Origin of the sequence: Variovorax sp. OV700 (genome assembly GCF_900099805.1) — a bacterium.
Lineage (GTDB): Bacteria > Pseudomonadota > Gammaproteobacteria > Burkholderiales > Burkholderiaceae_C > Variovorax.
The window spans coordinates 16829-41527 of record NZ_FNDR01000003.1 but is presented as its reverse complement, the minus strand read 5'-3'; the positions used below and the strand labels follow the sequence as shown (position 1 = coordinate 41527).

The window sequence follows — 24699 nt, the reverse complement described above, 5'->3', positions numbered from 1 at the left end:
GTCATCCGCGCCCTCCGACGGCCGGCTCACGCGCCGCGCGCGTCCCGCAGCAGCAGCCCGCGCAGCTTTCGATGCAGCGGCGTGGCCTCCGTGGCCGGCACGCCGCCCACCTCGCGCAGGGCGAAATCGCGGCTCTGCGCGTTGTGCAGGTCGATCTCGCGCACCACCTGGCCGTTGTCGTAGACGAAAGCCACGTCGGCCAGCGCCAGCACGTCGTCGATGTCGTGCGTGATCATCAGCACCGGAATGCCCCACTGGCGGCGGACCTGCGCGAGCTCGTTGCGCAGTTCGCTGCGCAGCATCGGGTTGAGCGCGGCAAAGGGCTCGTCGAGCAGCAGCACCTGCGGCTGGCAGGCCAGCGCGCGGGCGAGCGCCACGCGTTGCTGCTGGCCGCCCGAGAGCTTCTGTGGCCGGCTGTCGGCCAGCGCCGCCAGACCGAAGCCTTCGAGCAGCGACTGCACCATCTCGGCCTCGCGCGGCGGCAGCTTGCGCTGGTGCCACGCGGTCAGGCCGAAGGCCACGTTCTCGCGCACCGAGAGGTGCGGGAACAGCGCGTAGTTCTGGAACAGGTAGCCGATGCGCCGCGCGGGCGCCGGCACGTCGATGCCGCGCGCGGAGTCGTAGAGCGTGCGGCCGTCGAGCCGCACATGGCCCGCGGACGGATGCAGCAGCCCCGCAATCGCTTGCAGCGTGAGCGTCTTGCCGGCGCCCGAGGGCCCGTAGAGCGCAGCAAAAGGCACGTCGGTCGCGAAGCGCGCCGCCAGATCGAAGCGGCGAGTGCCGTCAGTGACCGTGAGCTTCAGGTCGACGTCGATCATGGCTTGCCGAAGCCGTAGTGCGCCAGGACTTCACGCGCGGCGTCGCTCGAAAGAAAAGCCACGAAATCGCCGGCCAGCGCTTTCTGCCGGCTGTCGGCGACCACCGCGACCGGGTAGGTCACCGGCATGGAGGTTGCCGGCGCGAAGGCGACCCTGACCTTGTCGCCCATCACCGCCGCATCGGTGCGGTAGACGAAGCCGGCCTCGACCTCGCCGCGGGCCACGTAGTCGAGCACCTGGCGCACGCTGTCGGCCTGCACGAACTTGGGCTCGAGCGTGCTCCAGAGCCCCGCCCCTTCCAGCACCTGCCGCGAGTAGCGGCCGACCGGAACGGTGGCGGTCTTGCCGACCGCGATTTTCCGCACGCCCGCGCCGGCAAGGTCCTGCAGCGACCGGACGCCTGCCGCGTCTCTCAGCGGCTCGATCAGCACCAGGGCGTTGCTCGCAAAGTTCCGGCGCGTTGCCGCATCGATGAACTTCTGCTCGGCGGCGCGGCCCATGGTCTCCTGGTCGGCGCTGGCGAACACGTCGACCGGTGCGCCCTGTGCGATCTGCTGCAGCAGCACGCCCGAAGCCGCAAAGTTGAAGCGCACCGTGGCGCCCGGCTTGGTGGCCTCGAACTTCGGCCCCAGCGCCTTGAACGCGTCCGTCAGGCTGGCGGCCGCGGACACGGTGATCTGCTGGGCCGCCGCGCCCAGCGGCAGCGCCATGGCCAGAACAAGAGACAGGAGGCGAAGCGGACGCATGGAGGTTCTCGGGTAAGGGTGAGCCAGTCAGCGAAGCGAGAAAAAGCGGTTCGACAGCACCAGCACCGTGACCGACAGCACAGACGTCACCACCACCAGCAGCAACGCCAGCTCGTCATGACCGGCCTGCACGGCGTCGTAGATCGCCATCGACAAGGTCTGGGTCTGCTGCGGAATGGAGCCCGCCACCATCAGCGAGGCACCGAACTCGCCCATGGCCCGCGCGAACGCGAGCAGCGTGCCGGCCAGGATGCCGGGCCAGGCCAGCGGCAGCGTGACGCGCAGAAAAACCGAGAACGGCGACTGCCGCAGCGTGCTGGCGGCGGCTTCGAGCGAGCGGTCGACCCCCGCGAAGGCGGCGCTGGCCGACTTCAGCACCAACGGCAGCGCCACCACGGCCGAAGCCACGACGGCGCCATGCCAGCTGAAGATGATGGAATAGTCGAAATGCTCGCGCAGCCAGCTGCCGAGGGGGCTATGGCGCCCCGCCGCGACCAGGATGGCGTAGCCGATGACCGTGGGCGGCAGCACCAGCGGCAGCATGAACACCGCCTCCAGCACCGTGTCGCCCGGAAAACGCTTGCGCGCGAACACCCAGCCCAGCGCCACGCCGGCAACAAGCGCCAGCAGCGTCGCGACCGCGGCCACCTTGAGAGACAGCACCAGCGGAAACCAGTCGGCCGAGGCGATGAGGGAGTTCGTCGTATTCATGAAGATACAACGCAATTGTTGCACGAACGGACTTTCCCCCTCGAAAAGAGGTCCGTGGCGGCTGCGGGAGGATGGCGCCGATATCCTTGCGGATACAGCGCGGGCGACGGATCAGGGCGCCAGCAGGCGCGTCAGCGCGCGGACGTCGGCCGCCGTGGCCAGGCGCGCGGCGTTCTCGATGGCACGGTAGTGCTTGACGATTTCCTCGCCCACGGGCGTGAGCGCGGTGCCGCCGCCGCGCGAGCCGCCAGCGGCGGTGTTGACGGCCGGGGAGCTCAGAGCGTGGTTCATCTCGTCGATCAGCATCCAGGCACGCCGGTACGACATGCCCAGCTGGCGCGCCGCGGCCGAGATCGAGCCGGTTTGCGCCACGGCTTCCAGTACGTCGATCTTGCCGGGGCCGAAGGCAATGCTGTCGTCCCTGTAGATGCGCAGGCGGAACTGGACTCTGGTTTTCATGCCGGTGGTGGTGAGCGGTGCTGGGGCGACGGGGCGCAAAGGTTAAACCATGCGCGCCTCGACACCAGCGCGGCTTGCACCACCGCCCGCGTCAGTCCACCGTCGCCAGCACGCCCGACCCGGTGCCGTAGCCGGCCGCCGCCATCGGTTGCCCGCCGCGCTGGATGCGCACCGCGCAGTACTTGAACTCCGGGATCTTTCCCATCGGATCGAGCGCGGCGTTGGTCATCAGGTTGGCGGCCGCCTCGTAGTAGGCAAAGGGCACGAACACCGCGCCGTTCGGCGTGCCGTCGTCGCGCCGCACGTGGATGGCCACTTCTCCGCGCCGCGACTGCACGGTAATCACGTCGCCGGCCTGGAGCCCCAGCTTCAGCAGGTCGGCCTGGTTCATCGACGCTGTGGCCATGGGCTCCAGCGCATCGAGTACGGTGGCGCGGCGGGTCATGCTGCCGGTGTGCCAATGCTCGAGCTGGCGGCCCGTGATGAGCACGAACGGATACTGGGCGTCGGGCCGCTCGTCCGCCGGAATGATGTCAGCCGGCACCAGCTTCACGCGGCCGTCTGCGGTCGGGAAGTCGTCGATGAACACGGTCGGCTGGCCCGGATCTTCCTCGCTCAGGCAAGGGTAGGTCACGCTCGAATCGCGCTGCAGCCGCTCCCAGCTGATGCCGCTGATCACCGCGTGCATGGCCTGGCGCATTTCCTCGTAGACCGCGGCCACGCCGGACTCTTCGCCCTCGTAGTTCCACGCGAGGCCCATGCCCGTGGCGATCTGCTGGATGATCCAGAGATCGGGCCGCGCATCGCCCGGCGGATTGAGCGCGCGCTTGCCGAGCTGCACCATGCGGTCGGTGTTGCTCACCGTGCCGGTCTTCTCGGGCCAGGCGCTTGCGGGCAGCACCACGTCGGCGAGCCAGGCGGTCTCAGTCATGAAGATGTCCTGCACCACCAGGTGCTCGAGGCTCGCGAGCGCATGCCGCGCATGGTTCAGGTCGGGGTCGCTCATGGCCGGGTTCTCGCCCATGATGTACATGCCGCGCACCTTGTGCGGATCGGTGTCGGGCGCGAGCGCCTTGTGCATGATCTCGACCACGGTGTAGCCCGGCGTCGCGTCCAGCGCCGTGCCCCAGAAGTTCTCGAACCACGCATGCACGGCCGGGTTGTCGACGCGCTGGTAGTTGGGGAACATCATCGGGATCAGGCCCGCGTCGCTCGCGCCCTGCACGTTATTCTGGCCGCGCAGCGGATGCAGGCCCGAGCCCGGCTTGCCGATCTGCCCGGTCACGGTGGCCAGCGCAATGAGGCAGCGCGCGTTGTCGGTGCCGTGCACGTGCTGGCTCACGCCCATGCCCCAGAGAATCATCGAGCCCTTGGCGGTGGCAAAGGCGCGCGCCACTTCGCGCAGAGTTTCCGCCGGCACGCCGCAGATGGGTGCCATCGCCTCGGGGCTGTAGCCCTTCACGTTCTCGCGCAGCGCCTCGTAGTTGCTGGCCCGCGTGCGCACAAACTCCTGGTCGACCAGGCCTTCGTCGATCACGGCATGGATCAGCGCGTTGAGCATGGCCACGTCGGTGTCGGCCTTGAACTGGAGGGTGCGCCATGCGTGCCGGCTGATGTCGGTGCGGCGCGGGTCGGCCAGCACGATCTTCGCGCCGCGCTGGGCGGCGTTCTTCATCCAGGTGGCGGCGACCGGGTGGTTGGCCGTGGGGTTGGAGCCGATGACGAAGATCAGCCCCGCGTGCTCCACGTCGTTGACCTGGTTGCTCACCGCGCCCGAGCCCACGCCTTCGAGCAGCGCGGCAACGCTGGAGGCGTGGCACAGGCGCGTGCAGTGGTCGATGTTGTTGCTGCCGAAGCCGGTGCGCACCAGCTTCTGGAACAGGTAGGCCTCTTCGTTGCTGCCCTTGGCGGAGCCGAAGCCCGCGAGCGATTTGGCACCGTAGGTGTCGCGCAGCCCCGAGAGCTTGCCGGTGGTGAGCGCCAGCGCTTCTTCCCAGGTTGCTTCGCGGAAGTACTCGCTCCAGTCGTCCGGCCGCGGCGCATCGCCGAAGTCCTTCGGCATGCCCGGCTTGCGGATCAGCGGCTTGGTCAGGCGCTGCGGATGGTGCGCGTAGTCGAAGCCGAAGCGGCCCTTCACGCACAGGCGGTTGTGGTTGGCCGGTCCGTCGCGGCCATCGACGCTGACGATCTTTTCGTCCTTCACGTTGTAGGTCACGAGGCAGCCCACACCGCAGAACGGGCACACCGAATCGACCTTGCGGTCGACCTGCTGCGAGCCGATATGGCTCTTGGGCATGAGTGCGCCGGTCGGGCAGGCCTGCACGCATTCGCCGCAGGCCACGCAGGTGCTGTCGCCCATCGGGTCATCCAGGTCGAACACGATCTTGCTGTCGCCGCCGCGCAGGGCATAGCCGATGACGTCGTTGACCTGCTCTTCGCGGCAGGCGCGCACGCAGCGGTTGCACTGGATGCAGGCGTCCAGGTTGACGGCCATCGCGGGGTGCGAGATGTCGGTCTTCGGCTGCTCGCGGCGCAGCGCCTTGAGTTCGGGCCGCACCGCGATGTCTAGCTTCTTGGCCCAGGCGCTGAGTTCGCCGTGCTGCTGGGTGGCGTCGTCGCCGATCCATTTGTAGCCCTGGTCAGGCATGTCGGACAGCAGCATCTCGACCACCATCTTCTGACTCTTGAGCGCGCGTTCGCTGGTGGCCTTCACTTCCATGCCGGCCGTGACGTTGCGGCAGCAGCTGGGCGCGAGCGTGCGCTCGCCCTTCACCTCGACCACGCAGGCGCGGCAGTTGCCGTCGGCGCGGTAGCCGTCCTTGTAGCAAAGGTGCGGAATCTCCACGCCATGGCGCTCGGCCGCCTTGTAGATGGTCTCGCCGTCGAAGGCCTGGATGGCTTGGCCGTCGAGCGTGAATTCGATGGTTTGCGGCATCAGCTCCGCAAGTTTCGACGGGGCGTTCATGCCACCTCCTCCGGGAAATATTGCTGGATGCAGCGAATCGGGTTGGGGGCCGCCTGTCCGAGTCCGCAGATGGAGGCGTCCCCCATGACTTGCGCGAGGTCTTCGAGCGTGGTGTTGTCCCATACCGGCGCGTGCATCAGCGCCGCGGCCTTGGCGGTGCCGACGCGGCATGGCGTGCACTGCCCGCAGCTTTCGTGCTCGAAGAAGCGCATCACGTTGAGCGCGGCGTCGCGTGCGCGGTCGTGCTGGCTCAACACCATCACCGCGGCCGAGCCGATGAAGCAGCCGTAGGGCTGCAGCGTGTCGAAGTCGAGCGGAATGTCGTTCATGCGCGCCGGCAAAATGCCGCCCGACGCACCGCCCGGAAGGTAGGCATAGAGCGAGTGGCCGTTGAGCATGCCGCCGCAGTATTCGTCGATGAGTTCCTGCACCGTAATGCCCGCCGGTGCGAGCTTGACGCCCGGGTGCTTCACCCGGCCGCTCACGCTGAAGCTGCGCAGGCCCTTGCGGCCGTTGCGGCCGAAGCCGCTGAACCAGGCCGCGCCTTTTTCGATGATGTCGCGCACCCAATAAAGGGTTTCGAAGTTGTGCTCCAGCGTCGGGCGGCCGAACAGGCCCACCTGCGCGATGTACGGCGGGCGCATGCGCGGTTCGCCGCGCTTGCCTTCAATGCTTTCGATCATGGCCGACTCTTCACCGCAGATGTAGGCACCTGCGCCTCGCCGCAGCTCGATGCGCGGCAGCGCGCACGGCGGATCGGCCTGGAGCCGGGCCAGTTCTCTTTCCAGCAGCGCGCGGCAGTCGTGGTATTCGTCGCGCAAGTAGATGTAGCACTGCTCGATGCCGACGATCTGCGCCGCCACCACCAGGCCTTCGAGGAAACGGTGCGGGTCGCGCTCGAGGTACGTGCGGTCCTTGAAGGTGCCGGGCTCGCCTTCGTCGATGTTCACGGCCATGAGCCGGGGCGCCGGTTGGTCGCGCACGATGCGCCACTTGCGCCCGGCCGGAAAGCCTGCGCCGCCCAGGCCGCGCAGGCCCGAGTCTTCCATGGTCTTGATGATGGCCTCGGCGTCTTCCTCGCCGTTGACCAGCGCGGCTGCGAGCGCATAGCCGCCATGGGCACGGTAGGAGTCGTAGTCGGTGAATGCCGGCATGCGCTCGATGGCGCCGGGCGGCGGCGAGACGCTTTTCTCTGCGAACGCGGCGGCATCGAAATACGAGACCGTGGCTTCGTCTGGATCGGACTTCAGCGCTTGCAGCACCTTGCCCGTGGTCGCGAGCGGCACGGCCTGCTGGTCGACGACCGCCACCGGCGCCTGCTCGCAGCGGCCGACGCAAGGCGCGGCAATCACGCGCACGTCGCCGCCTTCAACCCCGAGCAGTTCGGGCAGCCGCGCCAGCAAATCCCTGGCGCCGGCCAGTTCGCAGGCCAAGCCGTCGCACACGCGTACCGTGAGCCCCGGCGCGGCATCGTCGCCTCGCACCACCTCGAAGTGGTGATAGAAGGTCGCGACTTCGTAGACCTCGGCCATCGGGATGTTCATTTCCCGCGCCAGCGCCACCAGGTGGCGGTCATGCAGGCAGCGGAAGGCGTCGTTGAGCTTGTGCAGGTGCTCGATGAGCAGGTCGCGCCGGTGGCCCTCGGCCGGGGGCGCGCCGATGAGCGTGCGCACTTCGAGCAATGCCGCTTCCTCGGGCTGGCGGCCCTTGAGCTTGCTCTTGCGGCGGATGCGCTCGCGCATTTCGTCGGCGGTGGCGAGCGGCACGATGGTGTGCGTAGTGGCCGCCTTTGTCGTTGTCTCGCGGGTCGTGGCTGGGTGGTTGTTCACTGCCTAGGCCTTTTTTCGGGTGTCTGTCTGGCTCTGCCCCGAGCGGATGCTGGGAGGCTGACCGAGTGTGTGGGGCCGCCCTGGGTGCGTCAAATTCGATCGGCGCATCGATCGATTCAATAACTAAATGGTGCGCCCGCTCAGGGCCGGCCGCCAGCTATTCGCCGAGCGCGCCGCTGTGCAGCCGCACCTGCTCGCGCCAGGCCGGCGTCTGCAGGAACACGAGGGCGGCATCGAGCGCGCGCGAGGGGCGCACGCCGGTCTGGGTCATGAAGCCCAGCGGAGTCTTGACCTCGGGCTCCACCAGCGGCAGCGCCTCCAGTTCGCGGTAGCTGCGCACGGCCGCGACCATCGACCCCGGCAGCACGCTGCTGACGGTCCCCGCGAGCACGGCCAATGCAAGGGTAAGTACCGAGTTCGTTTCAATGGCCGGCTCCACCACGGTGTCGGCATCGCGCAACGCCTGGTCGATGATGAAGCGGTTGTGCATGTCAGGCGTGAGCAGGCACAGCGGCAGCTTGCCGGCGTCGGCCCACGACATCGGCCGGCCGATGCGCAGCCGGTCTGCCGAGGGCTTGGCCGCGCGGCGCAGCAGAAAGTAGTGCTCAACGCTCTGCGGCCAGGCCGTGAGCTTGATGCCCGGCAGGTGCATGCGTTCGGTGTAGCCCAGCGCCAGGTCGACGGAAAGGCTTTCCAGCCCCATTTCGAGGTCTTGCGAGCTCATCGAGAGCACGGCCGGCACGATGCCCGGGTGCAGCTCGTGCAGCATCGCCGCAAAGCGCGACAGCATCGGAATGGCGGTAGGCACCGCCGCCATGCGCAGCCGACCGCGCGGATGGCCCTCTTCGCTGCGCAGCTCCTGCTGCAGCACCTCGTTGTCCCGCAACATGCGCTGCGCCGTGGCCAGCACGCGCTCGCCCTCGTGCGTGAGGCCCACGTACACGCGCGCCCGCTTGACGATGACCACGCCGAACTCGCCTTCGAGCGAGCGCAGCGCATTCGACAAGGCCGGCTGCGTGATGTGGCAGGCCTGCGCCGCGCGTCCGAAATGCTTGTGCTCGCTCAGTGCGACCAGGTAGCGCATCGACGCGAGAAGATTCACGAGGCGCGCCGCCGATCAGGTGTTCTTGCTGATGGAAATGGTCGGGAACTTCGCCGAGAAGTCCTTAGCCTTTTCGGCGATGCCCACGGCCACTTGCCGCGCGACGGCCTTGTAGATGCCAGCCACTTCGCCGTCAGGGTCGGCCACCACGGTCGGCTTGCCGCTGTCGGCCTGCAGCCGGATGTTGATGTCCAGCGGCAGCGCGCCGAGGTATTCCATCTGGTACTGCTCGGCCATCTTCTTGCCGCCTTCGGAGCCGAAGATGTGCTCCACGTGACCGCAGTTGGAGCAGATGTGCACCGCCATGTTTTCCACGATGCCCAGGATCGGCACGCCGACCTTCTCGAACATCTTGATGCCCTTCTTGGCGTCGAGCAGCGCGATGTCCTGCGGCGTGGTGACGATCACCGCGCCGGTCATCGGCACCCGCTGCGACAGGGTCAGCTGGATGTCGCCAGTGCCGGGCGGCATGTCGACGATCAGATAGTCGAGGTCTTTCCAGTTGGTCTGGCGCAGCAGCTGCTCCAGCGCCTGGGTGGCCATGGGGCCGCGCCAGATCATGGCCTCGTCCTGGTCGACCAGGAAACCGATCGACATGACCTGCACGCCGTGGTTCTCCAGCGGCTCCATGGTCTTGCCGTCCTCGCTCTCGGGCCGGCCCTCGATGCCCAGCATCATGGGCTGGCTCGGGCCGTAAATGTCGGCATCCAGCAGCCCGACGGCCGCCCCTTCGGCCGCCAGCGCCAGTGCCAGGTTGGCCGCCGTGGTGCTCTTGCCCACACCGCCCTTGCCGGAGGCCACCGCGATGATGTTCTTGACGTTGGGCATCAGCTGCACGCCGCGCTGCACCGCATGGCTGATGACCTTGGTCGTGATGTTGACCGAGACGTTGCTCACGCCCGGCACCGTCTTGGCGGCCGTCACCAGCGCCTTGCGAAGGGCCGGGTGCTGACTCTTGGCCGGGTAGCCGAGTTCGAGGTCGAACGAAACGTCGCCTTCGGAAATCTGCAGGTTCTTGAGCGAGCGCGTCGCCACGAAATTCTTGCCGGTGTTCGGGTCCTGGACGGCCTTGAGCGCGTCCATGAGCCCTTCTGGGGTGAGTGCCATTGATCTAACTCCTGAATGGCGGGTAGTCTAGTGGCTTGCCAGCGGGCCCCGCGCGCTTCGGGCCGCTTCGCCTTCCCGCTGCCGGGGGCAACACCCGCGAACCACGGGGGATGCAAGCGCTTTTTGAACAGCCACATCAACAAGAACAATGCCTGAGACACCCCCGGTCACCGGTCTTTTGCTCACCGGCGGCGGTGCCCGGGCCGCCTACCAGGTCGGCGTGCTCGAGGCCATTGCCGGCATCCGGCGTGCGGCAGGTTTCGCTCGCGAAGGCAATCCCTTTCCCGTGATCACCGGCACATCGGCCGGCGCCATCAACGCGGCGGCGCTGGCCTGCGGCGCCGACGACTTCGACGAAGCCGTCGCGCGCATCGCAGAGGTCTGGCGCGACTTCCACGCCGGGCAGGTCTACCACGCCGATTCGCTTTCGGTCATCGGCAGTGGTGCGCGCTGGCGCATGCTGCTCGGCCTCGGGCGCTTCGCGGCCAACTGGATGCGCATCAAGCCCCGCTCGCTGCTCGACAACACGCCGCTGGCCCAGCTGCTGGGCCGCATGGTGCCGCTCGACCGGCTGCCCCGGCTCATGCAAGAGGGCCACGTGCAGGCGCTGGCCGTTACCGCTTCGAGCTACAGCTCGGGCGAGCACGTCACCTTCTTCGAAGCGGCCGTGCCGATGGAACCATGGGTGCGTTCGCAGCGGCTCTCGGTGCGCAACCGCATCAGCCACGCGCACCTGCTGGCCTCGTCCGCCATTCCCTTCGTGTTCCCGGCCACGGCGCTGCCGATGCAGGGACATACCGAATATTTCGGCGACGGTTCGATGCGCCAGTCGGCGCCGATTGCCGCGGCCATCCACCTCGGCGCCAAGCGCATCCTGGTGATCGGTGCCGGACGCATGCACGAGCCGCGCGACGCCGACGCGCCCAACACCTACAGCGGCTACCCCACCATGGCACAGATCGCGGGCCATGCGCTGTCGAGCATCTTTCTCGATGCGCTGGCGGTGGACATCGAGCGGCTTCGGCGCATCAACCACACGCTCGGCCTCATCCCCGAGGAGGCGCGCGCCTCGAGCTCGCTGCGTCCGCTCGACCTGCTGGTGATTTCTCCGTCGGAGCGGCTCGACGTGATCGCGGCACGCCATGTCGACGCGCTGCCCGGCGCGGTGCGCCACCTGCTGGGCGGCTCCAAAGCCGCGGCCGATGTGAAGGGCGGCGCTCTCGCAAGCTACCTGCTGTTCGAATCGGCCTACACGCGCGAGCTGATGGCGCTCGGGCGCGCCGACGCGATGCGGCAGCAGGGCGAGGTGCTGCGGTTCTTCGGGTGGGATGCGGCTGCCTGAAGCAGATCAGCGGGCACTGCTGCCGCCGTCTGCGGAAAGGCCCGTCAGCAGCAACTCAAGGCTCACCTGGAACTCGATGTCCGCCGTGCTGTTTGCTGCTGCATTCGCAATGTCGATCAAGTGCGCAAAGCGTTCGGCCGGCAGAGCCCGGAATCGCGCGATGGTGAGCTCCGCCGACTCCGTGGCCTGGAGCGCCAGGGGCCCTGCCAGTTCGGATTGCGCAAGCCCTGTGATCAGCCCCGACACGGCGCGGAACGCAACGAGCAGGCCCTGCCCCGAGCGCCCGCTGCGGGCCAGGGCGCGCAGCATCGCCTCGGTCACATCGAAGACGGCCGGCGAACGGCTTCGGCGCGTGAGGATCAATGGAATGGCGTGGGGATGTGCCCGCACGGCCTGCCACAAGGCCGTGGCGATGGCCCGGACTTCATCCTGCCATTGCGCGTAGTCGGCAAGCGGCCAGCGCGCTTCGCCGATCACCGCCTCCACCACCAGCAGGTCGATGTCCTCGCGCTGCGACACATAGTTGTAGAGCGTCATTGCGCCGGTGCCCAGCTCGCCGGCAAGCGCGCGCATGGACAGCCCCGCCAGCCCTTCCCTGTCGACAAGGGCCAATGCGGCGGCCTGGAGTTGCGAATGCGTGAATTTGGCGGGTCGTCCCATGGAACCGGATGTTGACGCAGTTTGGAAGAGGCGAGTATATTTAATTACGTACATCGTACGTTTAAAGAGGAAAACTCATGAAATTCACACCCGGCGACACAGCTCCCGCGATTGCCGCCAGCACCATCCGTGGCAAGCCTGCCCATGTTCCGGACCCGCTGCCGCGCTACGTGCATCTTCAGTTCCGGCGCTTCGCAGGTTGTCCGGTGTGCAACTTTCATCTGCTGACCATGGGCAGGCGGCATGCGGAAACTGCCGCGGCCGGCATTCGCCAGCTCGTCTTCTTTCATTCGTCGCGCGAAGAAATGCTCAAGTACCAGGCGCAGCTTCCGTTCGATTGCATCGCCGACCCCGGGAAGAAGTACTTCAAGGCGTTCGGCGTCGAGACCTCCGTGCGAGCGCTCTTGAATCCCCGGGTCTTCTGGAGCGGGCTGCGGTGGATCCTGGCGGCCAGGCGCTTCTACACCCGGGCCGAGAACGGCATCCTGGGTCTGCCGGCGGACTTTCTCATCGACGCGCAGGGGCGCATCGTGGCGTGCAAGTACGGTGCGCATGCGGACGACCATTGGGAGGTCGACGAATTGCTGCAGCTGGCCGGCGAGGCGCGCTCTGCGCGGCCGGTGCCGCCGACAACACCGGCATTGATGGGCTAGTGCCGGCGGCGCCGGATCACTCCGCCTCGGAAATCCCAAGCTCCGAACACACCCGCCCCACCAGCGCCTTCAGCGACGCGAGTTCCGCCTCCAGCCGCGCCACGTTGGCCTTGAGCGCCGCCACCTCACCAAGCGACGCATCGTGAGATGCATACGCTCCCTCGGCCGAGCCGCCACCCGGCCCGGCAACCTCTTCCGCCGGCGCGCCGCTCAGCAGATGCGCCCAGCGGCTTTCGCGCGCACCCGGCAGGCGCGCGAGCTTCACCACCAAGGCGCCCGCCGGGCGCTCGGCGAGTTCATCGAGGAAGCCCTCGACCGAAGAGATGTCCGCGAAGTTGTGCATGCGGTCGCAGGCAATGCGGAGTTCGCCGGCCGTTTGCGGGCCGCGCAGCATCAGCACGGTGAGCAGGATGACCGACTGCGAAGGAATTCGCAGCACGCGGTCGATGTTGTGTTCGTAGCGAAAGGCCCGGCCGCCGCTGGTTTCCGCGACCAGGCTGTAGCCCTTCAGGCTGTCGATGGCGGCCTGCACCTGAGCCTCGCTCAGTTCGAGCACCGGGCTGCGGCTGGTCTTCTGGTTGCAGCCCGACACCAGCGAGTTGAGCGTCAGCGGATAGCTGTCGGGCACGGTGCGTTGCTTTTCGGCCAATACGCCGAGCACGCGGGTTTCGACGAGCGAAAGAATGGGAAGGGCCTGGGTCATTGCTCAATAAATCCTGAATGAAAACGCGGTGTCCTGAAGCCGGTTCATGGCACCACCACGCCGAGTATCGGGCCCAGCTCCCTGACGAAATCGCTGCGCCGCAAGGCGGGCGAATGCAAAGCCGACACGGTGCCGTCGAGGTAGAGCGCGTCGCGGCAGCGCAGCACGTCGCGAAAGTAGAGCGCGAATTCGTAGAAGTTCACGGGCTGCTCGCTGATCACGAAGATCGCGGTATGGCCCGACACACCCACGCCGTTGCGGATCTTCCGTGAATCCGAGTCGGGAATGAAAGCGGGATGCACGGCGCCGCGGCGCAGCAGCAGCGGGCCCGACTGCGTAGCCAGCCGAACGCCCTTGGACAGCGCAGGGTACTCCGACGACTCGACCACGCGCGGCCTCCCCGTGCGGGACACCAGGAACACGCCGTTGGGCTTGAGGAAGAAGTTGCCCGCGTCGGTCGACAGGTTGAGCGGCGAAACCTCCCGCCCATCCTGCACCAGGAGGCCCACCGGGGAAAAGTCGGCGTGGTACATGCCGGCATTCATCGCGAACACGAGCTGCCGGTTGTGCCCGGCGAGCCACGCCTCAAGGCGGTCGAAGCGCTTGAACTCGACGCCGGCGTCGTCGCGCAGGAACAGCTCGAGCCGTTCCTTGCGCAAGTCGATCTTCACGACGGTGTAGCGCGGCTCGGCATCGGCGGCCGCCGCGGCCAGGCTGGCCGCGGCGGCAACGCACAGGGCCAGCAGGAGCAGCAGCTTTCTCATGAAGTCACGGAAAGCCGCCTCCGCTTCAGCCGTTATGGATGCGGCTGACCAGCGCCTTCGTGAACGCCGCGGTGCCCGCGGTGCCGCCGAGGTCGCCGGTGCGCACCTTGTCGATGTTGAGCGTGTCGTCGATGGCCTTGCGCAGGCGCGTGGCGAGGTCGGGCAGCTTGACGTGCTCGAGCATCAGCGCGGCCGCCAAGAGCAGTGCGGTGGGGTTGGCAATGCCCTTGCCGGCAATGTCGGGCGCCGAGCCGTGCACGGCCTCGAAGATCGCGGCATCGGCGCCGATGTTGGCGCCCGGTGCCATGCCCAGGCCGCCGACCAGGCCCGCCACCAGGTCGGACAGGATGTCGCCGAACAGGTTGGTCGTCACCAGCATGTCGAACTGCCACGGGTTGAGCACCAGCTTCATCGCGCAGGCGTCGACGATGATCGTGTCGAGCTCGAACTTGCCCTTGTACTTTTCTTCATAGAGCCGGAGGCCGGTCTCCAGGAACAGGCCGGTCAGCACCTTCATGATGTTGGCCTTGTGGACCAGCGTGACCTTCTTGCGGCCGGTGGCAACGGCGGTCTCGAAAGCGTATTCGAGCAGGCGGAGGCACCCCTGGCGCGTGTTGATGCCGGTGGCCATGCCGACGGCATGCGGATCGCCGTCGATACGCACGTAGTGCTCGTGGCCGATGTACAGGCCCTCGAGGTTCTCGCGCACGACCATCAGGTCGATCTTGTCGAAGCGGCCGCCCGGAATGATGGTGCGTGCGGGGCGCAGGTTGGCGTACAGCTGAAATTCTTCGCGCAGCCGCACGTTCGACGAGCGGTAGCCGCCTCCCGAAGGCGTCTCCAGCGGGCCCTTGAGGGCAAGGCGGGTGCGGCGGATGCTGTCCAGCGTGGCTTGCGGCAGCGGATCGCCCGAAGCCTGGACGCCGCCGAGGCCGGCAATCTGGCGGTCCCACTCGAAGGGCGCCTTCAGCGCATCGAGCGCGGCAAGGGTGGCGTCGACGATTTCGGGGCCGATGCCATCGCCGGGAATCAGGGTTGCGGAAATGGGGGTGGTCATCGGAAACTCGCTTTCTGTATATCTATCTTGTATATCTCTTCGCCATATGGGGAGGGAGCGTGGCGAAACGCGCGGGGTGGAGCATACGTCGCGCCCGAGACACCCCGGTGCCGTTCGGGTCACTGGGGGTCCGGAACCTCTCGTCGAGCCTCCGAGATCGGGGGTCTTCGGCAAGGTGCGGTGCCGCCACCTAAAATGCCCGGTTCCCGAATGCGGCCCCCCAGGCCGCCCTCGTTGCCAGCAAGTTCGCCACTCCCGAAAGCGCCCTTCCCGATGTCCGCCCCGCGCAAGCTCTTCGTTACCACCGCCCTGCCCTATGCCAACGGCAAGTTCCATATCGGCCACATGATGGAATACATCCAGGCCGACATCTGGGTGCGGAACCAGCGAATGAATGGCGCCGAGGTCAACTTTGTCTGCGCCGACGATGCGCACGGCGCGGCCATCACCATCGCGGCCGACAAGGCCGGCGTGACGCCGCAGGCCTTCGTGGCCGAGATTGCCGCGGGCCGCAAGCCCTACCTCGACGGCTACTACATCTCCTTCGACAACTGGCACTCGACGGACGCGCCCGAGAACCACCAGCTGGCGCAGGACATCTACCGCGACCTGCGCGCCAACGGCTTCATCAGCAGCAAGAGCGTCGAGCAGTTCTACGATCCAGCCAAGGGCATGTTCCTGGCCGACCGGTTCATCAAGGGCGAATGCCCCAGCTGCCACTCGAAGGACCAGTACGGCGACAACTGCGAGGTGTGCGGCGCCGTCTACGCCCCCACCGAGCTGATCAACCCCTACTCGGCCCTGTCGGGCGCCAAGCCCGAGCTGCGCAGCTCCGAGCACTTCTTCTTCAAGCTCTCGGACCCGCGCTGCGAGGCCTACCTGAAGGAATGGACCGCCGCCGCCGGCCACGTCCAGCCCGAGGTGCAGAACAAGATCCGCGAGTGGCTCTACAAGGACGACGAAGGCAAGGGTGGCCTCGGCGACTGGGACATCAGCCGCGACGCGCCCTACTTCGGCATCGAGATTCCCGATGCGCCGGGCAAGTATTTCTACGTGTGGCTCGATGCGCCCGTGGGCTACCTGGCCTCGCTCAAGAACCTGCTCGACAAGCGCTGCATCGAGCTTGGCGGCGACGGCATCTCGTACACCGAGTACATGGCCGATCCCGACCTGGAGCAGGTGCACTTCATCGGCAAGGACATCATCACCTTCCACACGCTGTTCTGGCCCGCGATGCTGCATTTCAGCGGCCGCAAGGCGCCCGATGCCGTGTACGTGCACGGCCACCTGACGGTCAGCGGCGAGAAGATGAGCAAGAGCCGCGGTACGGGCATCGACCCGCTCAAGTACCTCTCGATCGGCCTGGACCCCGAGTGGCTGCGCTACTACATCGCGGCCAAGCTCAACGGCCGCAACGAGGACATCGACTTCAACCCCGAGGACTTCGTGGCGCGGGTCAACAGCGACCTCGTGGGCAAGTACATCAACATCGCGAGCCGCGCGGCCGGCTTTATCGGCAAGCGCTTCGGCGGCCAACTGGGCGAGGTGTCGGCCGACGGCGACGCGCTCTTGTTCGCGCTGCGCGACGCGGCGCCGCAGCTGCATTCGCTCTACGACGGCCGCGACTACGCCCGTGCGCTGCGCGAGGTGATGGCGCTGGCCGACAAGGTGAACGAATACGTCGACCAGAACAAGCCCTGGGAGCTGGCCAAGAAGGAAGGCCAGGAGGCGCGTCTGCACGACGTGTGCACGGTGTGCATCGAGGCCTTCCGCCTGCTCACGCTGTACCTGAAGCCGGTGCTGCCGGCGCTTGCCGTGAACGTCGAGGCCTTCCTCAAGATCGCACCGCTCGCGTGGCCCGATGCCGCGCAGGCGCTGCCCGTGGGCCATGCCATCGGCGAATACAAGCATCTGATGCAGCGCGCGGATGCCAAGGTTGTCGACAAGCTGTTCGACGCGCCCGAGCCAGTGCCGGCCGCCGAAGCTGCCACCGCCGGCGCGCTGCCCGGCGGCGAAGCCATCGCGCCCACCATCACCATCGACGATTTCGCGAAGATCGACCTGCGCATCGCGAAGATCGTGGCCTGCGAGAAGGTCGAGGGCTCGACCAAGCTGCTGCGGCTGACGCTCGATGCGGGCGAAGAGAAAACCCGCAACGTGTTCAGCGGCATCGCCTCGGCCTATGAGCCCGAGCAGCTGGTGGGCAAGCTCACCGTGCTGGTGGCCAACCTCGCGCCGCGCAAGATGAAGTTCGGCATCAGCGAAGGCATGGTGCTGGCCGCGAGCCACGCCGACGAAAAAGCCAACCCCGGCATCCATGTGCTCGAACCCTGGCCCGGCGCCACGCCCGGCATGCGGGTTCGCTGACAAAGAGGACCGCACCATGCTGAAGCGCGCGTTCCTTCTGGCGTCATTCGTTGCCATGCTGAGCGGCTGTGCGGTGGTGACCGTCGCAGGTACCGCCGTGAGCGTGGGTGCCAGTGCCGTCGGCCTGGCCGCGGATGCGGCCATCGGCACCGCACGCATCACGGGCAAGGCCGTGGGCGCGGCGGCCGACGCGGTGATTCCGGACAGCGACTGAACGGCGGCCACCCGGGCCGGCGCGGGGTACACAATGAGTGCCCCATGCAGTCACCGCTGAACATCACCCGCTTTCGCCCACGCCTGCTGGATGCGTTGGCGGGCTACGACCGGACACGCTTTTTCAAGGACCTGGGCGCGGGCGCCACGGTCGGCATCGTGGCGCTGCCGCTGGCCATGGCGTTTGCCATCGCCTCGGGGCTCAAGCCCGAGGCCGGCATCTGGACGGCGATCATCGCGGGCTTCCTGATCTCGCTCCTGGGCGGCTCGGCGGTGCAGATCGGCGGGCCGGCCGGTGCGTTCATCGTGATCGTCTACGGCATCGTCGAACGCTACGGCGTGGCGAACCTGCTGATATCGACCGCCTGCGCCGGGGTGCTGATGTTCGCGGCGGGGCTGTTCGGGCTCGGGCGGCTGGTGCGCTTCGTGCCGCTGTCGATCGTGGTGGGCTTCACCAACGGCATTGCGGTGCTGATCCTGCTGTCGCAGCTCAAGGACCTGCTCGGGCTCACGGTGGCCAAGATGCCGGCGGACGTGTTCTCGCAGCTGCATGCCATGGCGCTGCAGATCGGCACCTTCAATCCCTACGCCTTCGCGCTGGGGCTGGCCTGCGTGCTCGGCCTCGCGGTCTGGCCGATGCTGCTGCGCAATGAGTCGAAAGTGGGCCACGCGGTGCAGCGCCTGGCGGGCCGCATGGGGCGCTCGCGCGCGGTGCAGGTGGGCGCGCGCGTGCCGGGGCCCATCGTGGCGCTGGTGACGCTCACGCTGGTGTCATGGGGTTTCGAGCTGCCGGTGGAAACCATCGGCACGCGCTTCGGCGGCATTCCCGAGGGCGCCCCGGCCTTCGCGCTGCCCGACTTTTCGTGGGAAACGGTCAAGCAGCTGGTCACGCCCACGCTGACCATCGCGCTGCTGGGCGCCATCGAGTCGCTGCTGTGCGCCCGCGTGGCCGACCAGCTCAGCGGCCAGCCGCGCCACGACCCGAACCAGGAGCTGATGGCACAGGGCATTGCCAATTTGGTGACGCCTTTCTTTGGCGGCATGCCGGCCACCGGCACCATTGCACGCACGGTGACCAACATTCGCTCGGGCGGCAGCTCGCCGATTGCCGGCATCGTGCACGCGGTCACGCTGATGGTGGTGGTGCTGCTGGCCGCCCCGCTCGCGCGCCATGTGCCGCTCGCGGTGCTGGCGGGCATTCTGGTGTTCGTGGGCCTGAACATGGGCGAATGGCGCGAGTTCACGCCGGGGCAGCTGCGGCACTTCAGCCGCCACTACCGGCTGCTGATGCTCGGCACCTTCTTTCTCACAGTCGTGTTCGACCTGACCGTGGCGGTGCAGGTGGGGATCGTGCTCGCGTGCGCCCTCTTCATCCGGCGCATGAGCGAGCTTTTCAGCGTCGAACTGGTCACGATGCAGCCGCCGGTGCTCACCTACCGGCTCTACGGCGCGCTGTTCTTCGGGGCGGCGGCCAAGCTGGACGAGGCGGTGAACGCTGCCGAGAGCGCGCCGCGCGGCATGACGGTGGTGCTGGACGCCACGCACCTCATCTACCTGGACGCGACCGGCGTCGATGCGCTTCGCCAGCTGCACCGGGCAGTGCTGGCGCGCGACGGGCTGCTGCGCCTGGAGTCGCTGCAGCCGCAGCCGCTCGAGGTGATCGTGCGCTCGGGCTTTGCCGACGAGCTGACGAGCGGCCGACCCGGCGTAGGAGCGCATGCCTGAGGCAGACGGGCCCGCTATATATTAGTGGCCAGAAAGGCCCGATCGTGGCCTTCAGGGAGTTCCAGTGGCCAGCAGATCGTATCCATACAGCCTCAGCAAATGGCTCGACGCGTACGCCGACCGCCGCGAGACGCCCGGAGAACGGCAATGACCCTCACTCTGGACCCCGAAGACACGCTCAACCGCATTCATCAACTGGCGTGGGGTGGCTTTGTCCGCCTTGGCGACATCGGCTGGCTCATCGAGGACGAATATCTCGAGCCCGGCACCCTCACCGACGCGGATCGCGCGTGGATCCAGTCGCACGTCGGCGAGGCTGTCGCATCCAAGGCGGCTGCCGAAGCCGCTTGGCCCCCACGAACCACGTACGACCGCCTGGACGAGGTCTTCGTGGCGCTGCGAGAAACAGGCTTCATCGCGCTGCATCGTGCGGGCAATTCACGAGCCGAGGGGCTTGAAGAGGTCCGCCGGATCTTCTTCGAATCGGGTGGCATCGATTCCGGGCTGGTTGCATTTTGCTTCTATCACGCGCAGGACGTAGACGATGCCGTCGCCAGCGGTTGCCTTCGTCTCGCCTTCGGGGCGATCGGCAAAACGAGCGACGGACAGCGAGAAGAAAGGAACACCGAGGTCGGGCGCACGATCATGCAAACGCTGAGAACGTGCGCGTTCTCCCCGTCCTGGAGCGGCGATGTTGCACAGCGCATCGTGATCCCTGTCGATCCATGGCACAAGCGCAGCCCGTCGGCGTCCGATACCGTGCGCGAACGTTAGGCACTTCGATGCTCATCAAGATCGTTCTCACACTTCTTGGCACGGCCCTCGGCCTGATGTGCGCCTTTGTGGCGCTGGTGTTGGGGGGCATGGGAGAAGGCTGGACGGCCGCGTGGCCCTTCGGATTCATGGCGCTCATCCTCTTTCCGGCCGCCTTCTACAGCCTCGCCAATCACAAGAGATGGCCACGCTTCGGCAGCCTGGGCATGCTCGGTCTTGGCGTCGTACTCGACCTGGCGCTCTATTCAATGACAGTCAGCCAAGGCATCAAGTTCTTCGAGCGGGAGGCTTCCGCTGGATGGGCCTGGATCGGGCTTTGGTCGGTGTGGCAGATTGCTTTTTTGGCGGCCGCGTGTCTGGCACCGGCGCGGCCTTCGCCCGTATAGCCCACCGCGACGTCTTCGCCGACGGCTACATCCTGCCGCGCACCGGTGCCTGCCCGTTGACCGGGCGCCGCCGATAACCGCGGGACTATTGCTTTTCAGTGCTGCGGTCTGCAGTCGAGCCGCTGCGCAGCACGCGCTGGTCGCTGTTCAGGACCGCTGTAAACACCATTGGCGAATTCGGCGGCTGAACCCAGCGCCATTCCCATTCGGTTTCGCGCTTGAGCGCGTAGGGCGTGACCTTGGCGGGCTTGCCGAGCAGCTTGCGCAGGTCTTCCATCATCATGCCCGGCTGCACTTTGGCAAAGTTCTCAGGCGTCAGCACCTGGCGCAGCGCGCTCATCTTGCCGTCGGCGCCGATGGTGATCATGTAGTTCTTCTGGCCCTGCGGCTGGCGGTTGTATTCGAGCACGCGGCCGTTAGGCGCATCCCAGATGTTCTCGGGCTCGCCGAACCTGGCGCGCACGTCGGCCTCGGTCGAGACGCCTTCCTCCAGCTCGCCGATGCGCTGCGGGTCGCAACCCGAAAGCCCCATCAATGCCGCCGCCAATAACGCTGTTGCAAAGCCGATCCGCCACTGTTGTCGTCGCTTCATGCCATCCCCGGTAAAATTCGCGCTTCAAAGGTCCAGTCTATGTCCATCTTCCGCCGCCCCCACTACACCTCCGAGATCACCAGCTTCATCGAGGAGATGAAGGAAAAGAAGCCGACGCTGGAAGCCGAACAGCGCGCCGGCCGCGCCCTGCTGTGGGACAAGCACCTCGACCGCAGCCTGCTGGAGGAATACAGCGAGGCCAACGTACCGCAGCAGCCGTACGTCTACCAGACCCAAGTCAAGTAATGGTGCCCAGCCGGCATCCATCGTTCGTCCTCGTCGCCTGCAGCTATTGAAATGATAGCAAGCACCCGATGAAGGGCAACGAGGACAACGACACGCTCGTGGCCAGCATGCCCGAGGTGGTCGACCAGGTCGCGCTCGCCAGGCTCTATGGCGAGCCGCTGTTCGCGATGCCGAAGGACCTGTACATCCCGCCGGAGGCGCTGCAGGTCTTTCTCGAAGCCTTCGAAGGTCCGCTGGACCTGCTGCTCTACCTGATCAGGAAGCAGAACTTCAACATCCTCGACATCCCGATGGCGGGGCTCACGCGGCAGTACCTGAGCTACGTCGACGAGATCCGCCAGACGAATCTCGAACTCGCGGCCGAGTATCTGCTGATGGCCGCGATGCTGATCGAGATCAAGTCGCGCATGCTGCTGCCGCCCAAGAAGGTGGCGGAAGGCGAAGAGGCCGAAGACCCGCGCGCAGAGCTGGTGCGCCGCCTGCTCGAATACGAGCAGACCAAGCTGCAGGCCGCCGCCATCAGCGCCATGCCGACCTACGGGCGCGACTTCTGGAAGGGGCAGGTCTACATCGAGCAATCGCTCAAGCCCCGCTTTCCCGACATGAACGTGGTCGAGCTGCGCGACGCGTGGGCCGACATCATGAAGCGCGCCAAGCTCGTGCAGCACCACAAGATCTCGCGCGAGGAACTCAACGTGCGCGAGCACATGAGCATCGTGCTGCGCCACCTGCAGGGGCAGCGCTTCGTCGAGTTCGAGAAACTGTTCGACCCGTCGCGCGGCGCGCCGGTGCTGATCGTCACCTTCATCGCGATGCTCGAGCTCGCGAAGGAAACGCTGATCGACATCACGCAGGCGGAAGCCTTCGCGCCGATCTACGTGCGGCTGGCCTATTCACCAGCCTGACCCCCACCTACCCCCGGAATTCCGCCGTGCTCGATTTCGACGTCCTCATCGTCGGCAGCGGCCTCGCAGGCCTTTCTGCTGCGCTGCACCTGGCGCCCACGCACCGCGTGGCGGTGCTCACCAAGCGCGCATTGAACGATGGCTCCAGCGCCTGGGCGCAGGGCGGCATCGCGGCCGTGCTGGCCGCCGGCGACAGCTTCGACGCACACGTGCAAGACACGCTGGTGGCCGGCGCGGGCCTTTGCGACCCCGAGGCCACGCGCTTCGTGGTCGAGCATGCGCCCGAGGCCATCGGCTGGCTGCGCGAACTGGGCGTGCCCTTCTCCGAAGAAGGCGGCGGCCTGCACCTGACGCGCGAGGGCGGCCACAGCCAGCGCCGCATCGTGCATGTGACCGATGCCACCGGCGCGGCCGTGCAGCAGGTACTGATCGAGCGGGTGCGCCGCACGCCGAACATCACGCTGTTCGAGCATCACACGCTGGTCGACCTGATCACGGGGCCCAAGATCGGGCTCGATGACCCGGCCTGCCTGGGCCTCTACGCGCTGGACGACGAAACCGACGAAGTGCTGGCCTTCCGCGCGCAGCACACCATCCTGGCCACCGGCGGCGCGGGCAAGGTGTACCTTTACACGACCAACCCCGACACCGCCACCGGCGACGGCATTGCCGCTGCGTGGCGCGCGGGCTGCCGGGTGTCGAACATGGAGTTCGTCCAGTTCCACCCAACCTGCCTGTACCACCCGCACGCCAAGTCCTTCCTGATCAGCGAAGCGGTGCGCGGCGAAGGCGGGCTGCTGAAGCTGCCGGAATCGGCGGGAGGCACGCGCTTCATGCCGAAGCACGACGAGCGTGCCGAACTCGCACCGCGCGACGTGGTGGCCCGCGCCATCGACTTCGAGATGAAGAAGCACGGCCTGGACTGCGTGCACCTCGACATCTCGCACCAGCCGGCCGCGTTCCTGAAAGAGCACTTCCCCAACATCCTCGCGCGCTGCGCGGAGCTGGGCATCGACATCACGCGCGAGCCCATTCCGGTGGTGCCGGCCGCGCACTACACCTGCGGCGGCGTGCTGAGCGATCTGGCCGGCCGCACCGACGTGCCCGGCCTCTACGCCATCGGCGAAACCGCCTGCACTGGCCTGCACGGCGCCAACCGCCTCGCCAGCAACTCGCTGGTCGAATGCATGGTGTTCGCGCGCGCCGCGGCCGGCGCCATCGCCGCGGCACCCGCGCGCGGCAGCGCCGAACTGCCCGCCTGGGACGACAGCCGCGTCACCGACGCCGACGAGGCCGTGGTCATCTCCCACAACTGGGACGAACTGCGCCGCTTCATGTGGGACTACGTGGGCATCGTGCGCACCAACAAGCGCCTGGAGCGCGCGAGCCATCGCATCGCGTTGCTGCAGGCAGAGATCCAGGAGTTCTATGCGAACTTCCACGTCACGCGCGACCTGCTCGAACTGCGCAACCTGGTACAGGTGGCCGAGCTGATCGTGCGCTCCGCGCAGGCCCGCCACGAGAGCCGTGGCCTGCATTTCAGCCGCGACTATCCTTCGCTCGCCGAACCCACCGCAGCCACGGTGCTGGTGCCGGCCGACTGATCGACCCACCCGCTTCGTTTTCTTCATTCAAGGATGCCCGGCCACCGACGCCCGCAGGGAGAAACCCAACCATGTCCAACACCACACCCATTGCCGAAACACCCCCGGCCTCGCCCTACGGCACGCTGCCGCCGGCGTCCCCGCTTGCCTCGCGCAAGCCCGTGAGCCTGCCGCGCCTGGCCGACATGCACGCGCGCGGCGAGAAGATCGCAATGCTCACGGCCTACGACGCCACCTTCGCGGCCATGGCCGACGCGGCGGGCGTCGACTGCCTCCTGGTCGGCGATTCGCTCGGCATGGTCTGCCAGGGCCTGAACAGCACGGTGGGCGTGAGCCTGGACACCATGCGCTATCACACCGACAGCGTTTCGCGCGGCCTGCGCCGCGTGCAAGGCACGGCCTGGCTGATTGCCGACCTGCCCTTCGGCAGCTACCAGGAATCGCGCGAACAGGCGCTCGCCAGCGCCACCGTGCTGATGCAGGCCGGCGCGCACATGGTCAAGCTCGAAGGCGGCGGCTGGACCACCGAGACGGTGCGCTTCCTGGTCGAGCGCGGTATTCCCGTCTGCGCGCATCTGGGCCTGACGCCGCAGACCGTGCACGCGCTGGGCGGCTACCGCGTGCAGGGCAAGGGCGATGCTGGCGCGCTTCTGAAGCAGCAGGCCCATGCGCTGCAGGATGCGGGCGCCACGATGCTGGTTCTGGAGATGGTGCCGGCCGCGCTGGCCGCCGAACTCACCGCCGAACTGAAGCACTGCGCCACCATCGGCATCGGCGCGGGCAAGGCCACCGCCGGCCAGGTGCTGGTGTTGCACGACATGCTGGGCATCAACCTCGGCAAGATGCCGAAGTTCGTGCGCAACTTCATGGCCGACGCGCCGGGCGTGCTGCCCGCCCTCAAAGCCTACGTGCAAGCCGTCAAGGACGGCAGTTTCCCCGACGACCAACTCCACGCCTGGTAAGGAACCGAG

24 protein-coding genes are annotated in these 24699 nt (G+C 67.2%); 11 read left to right on the top strand and 13 right to left on the bottom strand.

Features of this window, described 5'->3' with window-relative positions; genetic code table 11:
* Positions 1-26: 26 nt before the first annotated feature.
* The 8 genes from BLR24_RS07330 to apbC all read right to left on the bottom strand — a co-directional run bounded on the left by BLR24_RS07330 (position 27) and on the right by apbC (position 9737).
* Positions 27-818: an ABC transporter ATP-binding protein gene (locus BLR24_RS07330; protein WP_093015007.1), complete on the bottom strand. Its 792-nt coding sequence runs from the start codon at positions 816-818 to the stop codon at positions 27-29.
* Positions 815-1564 (bottom strand): molybdate ABC transporter substrate-binding protein, encoded by a 750-nt coding sequence (modA, locus tag BLR24_RS07325; protein ID WP_093014975.1) that lies wholly within the window; start codon positions 1562-1564, stop codon positions 815-817. Before modA ends, BLR24_RS07330 begins: the two co-directional genes overlap by 4 nt.
* 27 nt (positions 1565-1591) lie before the next feature.
* A complete protein-coding gene (gene modB, locus BLR24_RS07320; protein WP_093014972.1) occupies positions 1592-2275 on the bottom strand; it encodes a molybdate ABC transporter permease subunit in 684 nt (227 codons plus the stop codon).
* 111 nt (positions 2276-2386) lie between these two features.
* Entirely contained in the window at positions 2387-2734 is a 348-nt protein-coding gene (locus BLR24_RS07315; protein ID WP_093016265.1) for a winged helix-turn-helix domain-containing protein, read from the bottom strand.
* Positions 2735-2825: 91 nt separating this feature from the next.
* Positions 2826-5699: a formate dehydrogenase subunit alpha gene (fdhF, locus tag BLR24_RS07310; protein WP_093014970.1), complete on the bottom strand. Its 2874-nt coding sequence runs from the start codon at positions 5697-5699 to the stop codon at positions 2826-2828.
* Complete coding sequence (locus BLR24_RS07305) at positions 5696-7441, bottom strand: NAD(P)H-dependent oxidoreductase subunit E (protein ID WP_175543232.1); 1746 nt, start codon at positions 7439-7441, stop codon at positions 5696-5698. The genes fdhF and BLR24_RS07305 overlap by 4 nt, the downstream gene beginning before the upstream one ends.
* A 244-nt stretch (positions 7442-7685) precedes the next feature.
* A complete protein-coding gene (locus tag BLR24_RS07300) occupies positions 7686-8630 on the bottom strand; it encodes a LysR substrate-binding domain-containing protein (RefSeq protein ID WP_093014964.1) in 945 nt (314 codons plus the stop codon).
* A gap of 15 nt (positions 8631-8645) precedes the next feature.
* Entirely contained in the window at positions 8646-9737 is a 1092-nt protein-coding gene (gene apbC / locus BLR24_RS07295; RefSeq protein ID WP_093014961.1) for an iron-sulfur cluster carrier protein ApbC, read from the bottom strand.
* Between the two features lie 148 nt (positions 9738-9885).
* Between apbC and BLR24_RS07290 the strand changes: the two genes are divergently transcribed.
* Positions 9886-11079 (top strand): patatin-like phospholipase family protein, encoded by a 1194-nt coding sequence (locus tag BLR24_RS07290; protein WP_093014958.1) that lies wholly within the window; start codon positions 9886-9888, stop codon positions 11077-11079.
* A 6-nt stretch (positions 11080-11085) separates the two neighbouring features.
* On the opposite strand, the gene BLR24_RS07285 is transcribed toward BLR24_RS07290, so the two are convergent.
* Positions 11086-11739 (bottom strand): TetR/AcrR family transcriptional regulator, encoded by a 654-nt coding sequence (locus tag BLR24_RS07285; protein WP_093014955.1) that lies wholly within the window; start codon positions 11737-11739, stop codon positions 11086-11088.
* A gap of 77 nt (positions 11740-11816) precedes the next feature.
* Here BLR24_RS07285 and BLR24_RS07280 point away from each other — a divergent pair, with 77 nt between their 5' ends.
* Positions 11817-12392, top strand: coding sequence for a redoxin domain-containing protein (locus BLR24_RS07280; RefSeq protein ID WP_093014952.1), 576 nt, complete (start codon positions 11817-11819; stop codon positions 12390-12392).
* A 16-nt stretch (positions 12393-12408) separates the two neighbouring features.
* On the opposite strand, the gene BLR24_RS07275 is transcribed toward BLR24_RS07280, so the two are convergent.
* Genes BLR24_RS07275 through BLR24_RS07265 form a run of 3 tightly spaced genes read right to left on the bottom strand, consistent with a single transcriptional unit; the run spans position 12409 to position 14916 of the window.
* Positions 12409-13095: a YceH family protein gene (locus BLR24_RS07275; RefSeq protein WP_093014949.1), complete on the bottom strand. Its 687-nt coding sequence runs from the start codon at positions 13093-13095 to the stop codon at positions 12409-12411.
* Between the two features lie 44 nt (positions 13096-13139).
* Positions 13140-13859, bottom strand: a complete 720-nt coding sequence (locus tag BLR24_RS07270; RefSeq protein WP_093014946.1) for a phosphodiester glycosidase family protein — start codon at positions 13857-13859, stop codon at positions 13140-13142.
* 25 nt (positions 13860-13884) lie between these two features.
* Positions 13885-14916, bottom strand: coding sequence for an isocitrate/isopropylmalate dehydrogenase family protein (locus tag BLR24_RS07265; protein WP_093014943.1), 1032 nt, complete (start codon positions 14914-14916; stop codon positions 13885-13887).
* A 273-nt stretch (positions 14917-15189) separates the two neighbouring features.
* Here BLR24_RS07265 and metG point away from each other — a divergent pair, with 273 nt between their 5' ends.
* The 5 genes from metG (at position 15190) to BLR24_RS07240 (ending at position 20381) form a co-directional block, all read left to right on the top strand.
* Entirely contained in the window at positions 15190-17283 is a 2094-nt protein-coding gene (gene metG, locus BLR24_RS07260; RefSeq protein WP_093014940.1) for a methionine--tRNA ligase, read from the top strand.
* A 16-nt stretch (positions 17284-17299) separates the two neighbouring features.
* Positions 17300-17497, top strand: a complete 198-nt coding sequence (locus BLR24_RS07255) for a hypothetical protein (protein WP_093014937.1) — start codon at positions 17300-17302, stop codon at positions 17495-17497.
* A 44-nt stretch (positions 17498-17541) separates the two neighbouring features.
* A complete protein-coding gene (locus tag BLR24_RS07250; protein ID WP_093014934.1) occupies positions 17542-19221 on the top strand; it encodes a SulP family inorganic anion transporter in 1680 nt (559 codons plus the stop codon).
* 147 nt (positions 19222-19368) lie between these two features.
* Positions 19369-19995 (top strand): DUF6891 domain-containing protein, encoded by a 627-nt coding sequence (locus BLR24_RS07245; protein WP_093014931.1) that lies wholly within the window; start codon positions 19369-19371, stop codon positions 19993-19995.
* Positions 19996-20003: 8 nt separating this feature from the next.
* Positions 20004-20381 carry a hypothetical protein gene (locus BLR24_RS07240; protein ID WP_093014928.1) on the top strand — a complete coding sequence of 126 codons (378 nt, stop codon included), beginning with the start codon at positions 20004-20006 and terminating at the stop codon, positions 20379-20381.
* 85 nt (positions 20382-20466) lie between these two features.
* On the opposite strand, the gene BLR24_RS07235 is transcribed toward BLR24_RS07240, so the two are convergent.
* Entirely contained in the window at positions 20467-20973 is a 507-nt protein-coding gene (locus tag BLR24_RS07235) for an outer membrane protein assembly factor BamE (protein ID WP_093014925.1), read from the bottom strand.
* A gap of 39 nt (positions 20974-21012) precedes the next feature.
* Between BLR24_RS07235 and BLR24_RS07230 the strand changes: the two genes are divergently transcribed.
* The 4 genes from BLR24_RS07230 to panB all read left to right on the top strand — a co-directional run bounded on the left by BLR24_RS07230 (position 21013) and on the right by panB (position 24690).
* Positions 21013-21219: a DUF3460 family protein gene (locus BLR24_RS07230; protein WP_093014922.1), complete on the top strand. Its 207-nt coding sequence runs from the start codon at positions 21013-21015 to the stop codon at positions 21217-21219.
* Positions 21220-21287: 68 nt separating this feature from the next.
* Positions 21288-22124, top strand: a complete 837-nt coding sequence (locus BLR24_RS07225) for a segregation and condensation protein A (protein ID WP_093014920.1) — start codon at positions 21288-21290, stop codon at positions 22122-22124.
* A gap of 26 nt (positions 22125-22150) precedes the next feature.
* A complete protein-coding gene (nadB, locus tag BLR24_RS07220) occupies positions 22151-23728 on the top strand; it encodes an L-aspartate oxidase (RefSeq protein WP_093014918.1) in 1578 nt (525 codons plus the stop codon).
* A gap of 71 nt (positions 23729-23799) precedes the next feature.
* Complete coding sequence (gene panB / locus BLR24_RS07215; protein ID WP_093014915.1) at positions 23800-24690, top strand: 3-methyl-2-oxobutanoate hydroxymethyltransferase; 891 nt, start codon at positions 23800-23802, stop codon at positions 24688-24690.
* Positions 24691-24699: the final 9 nt, after the last annotated feature.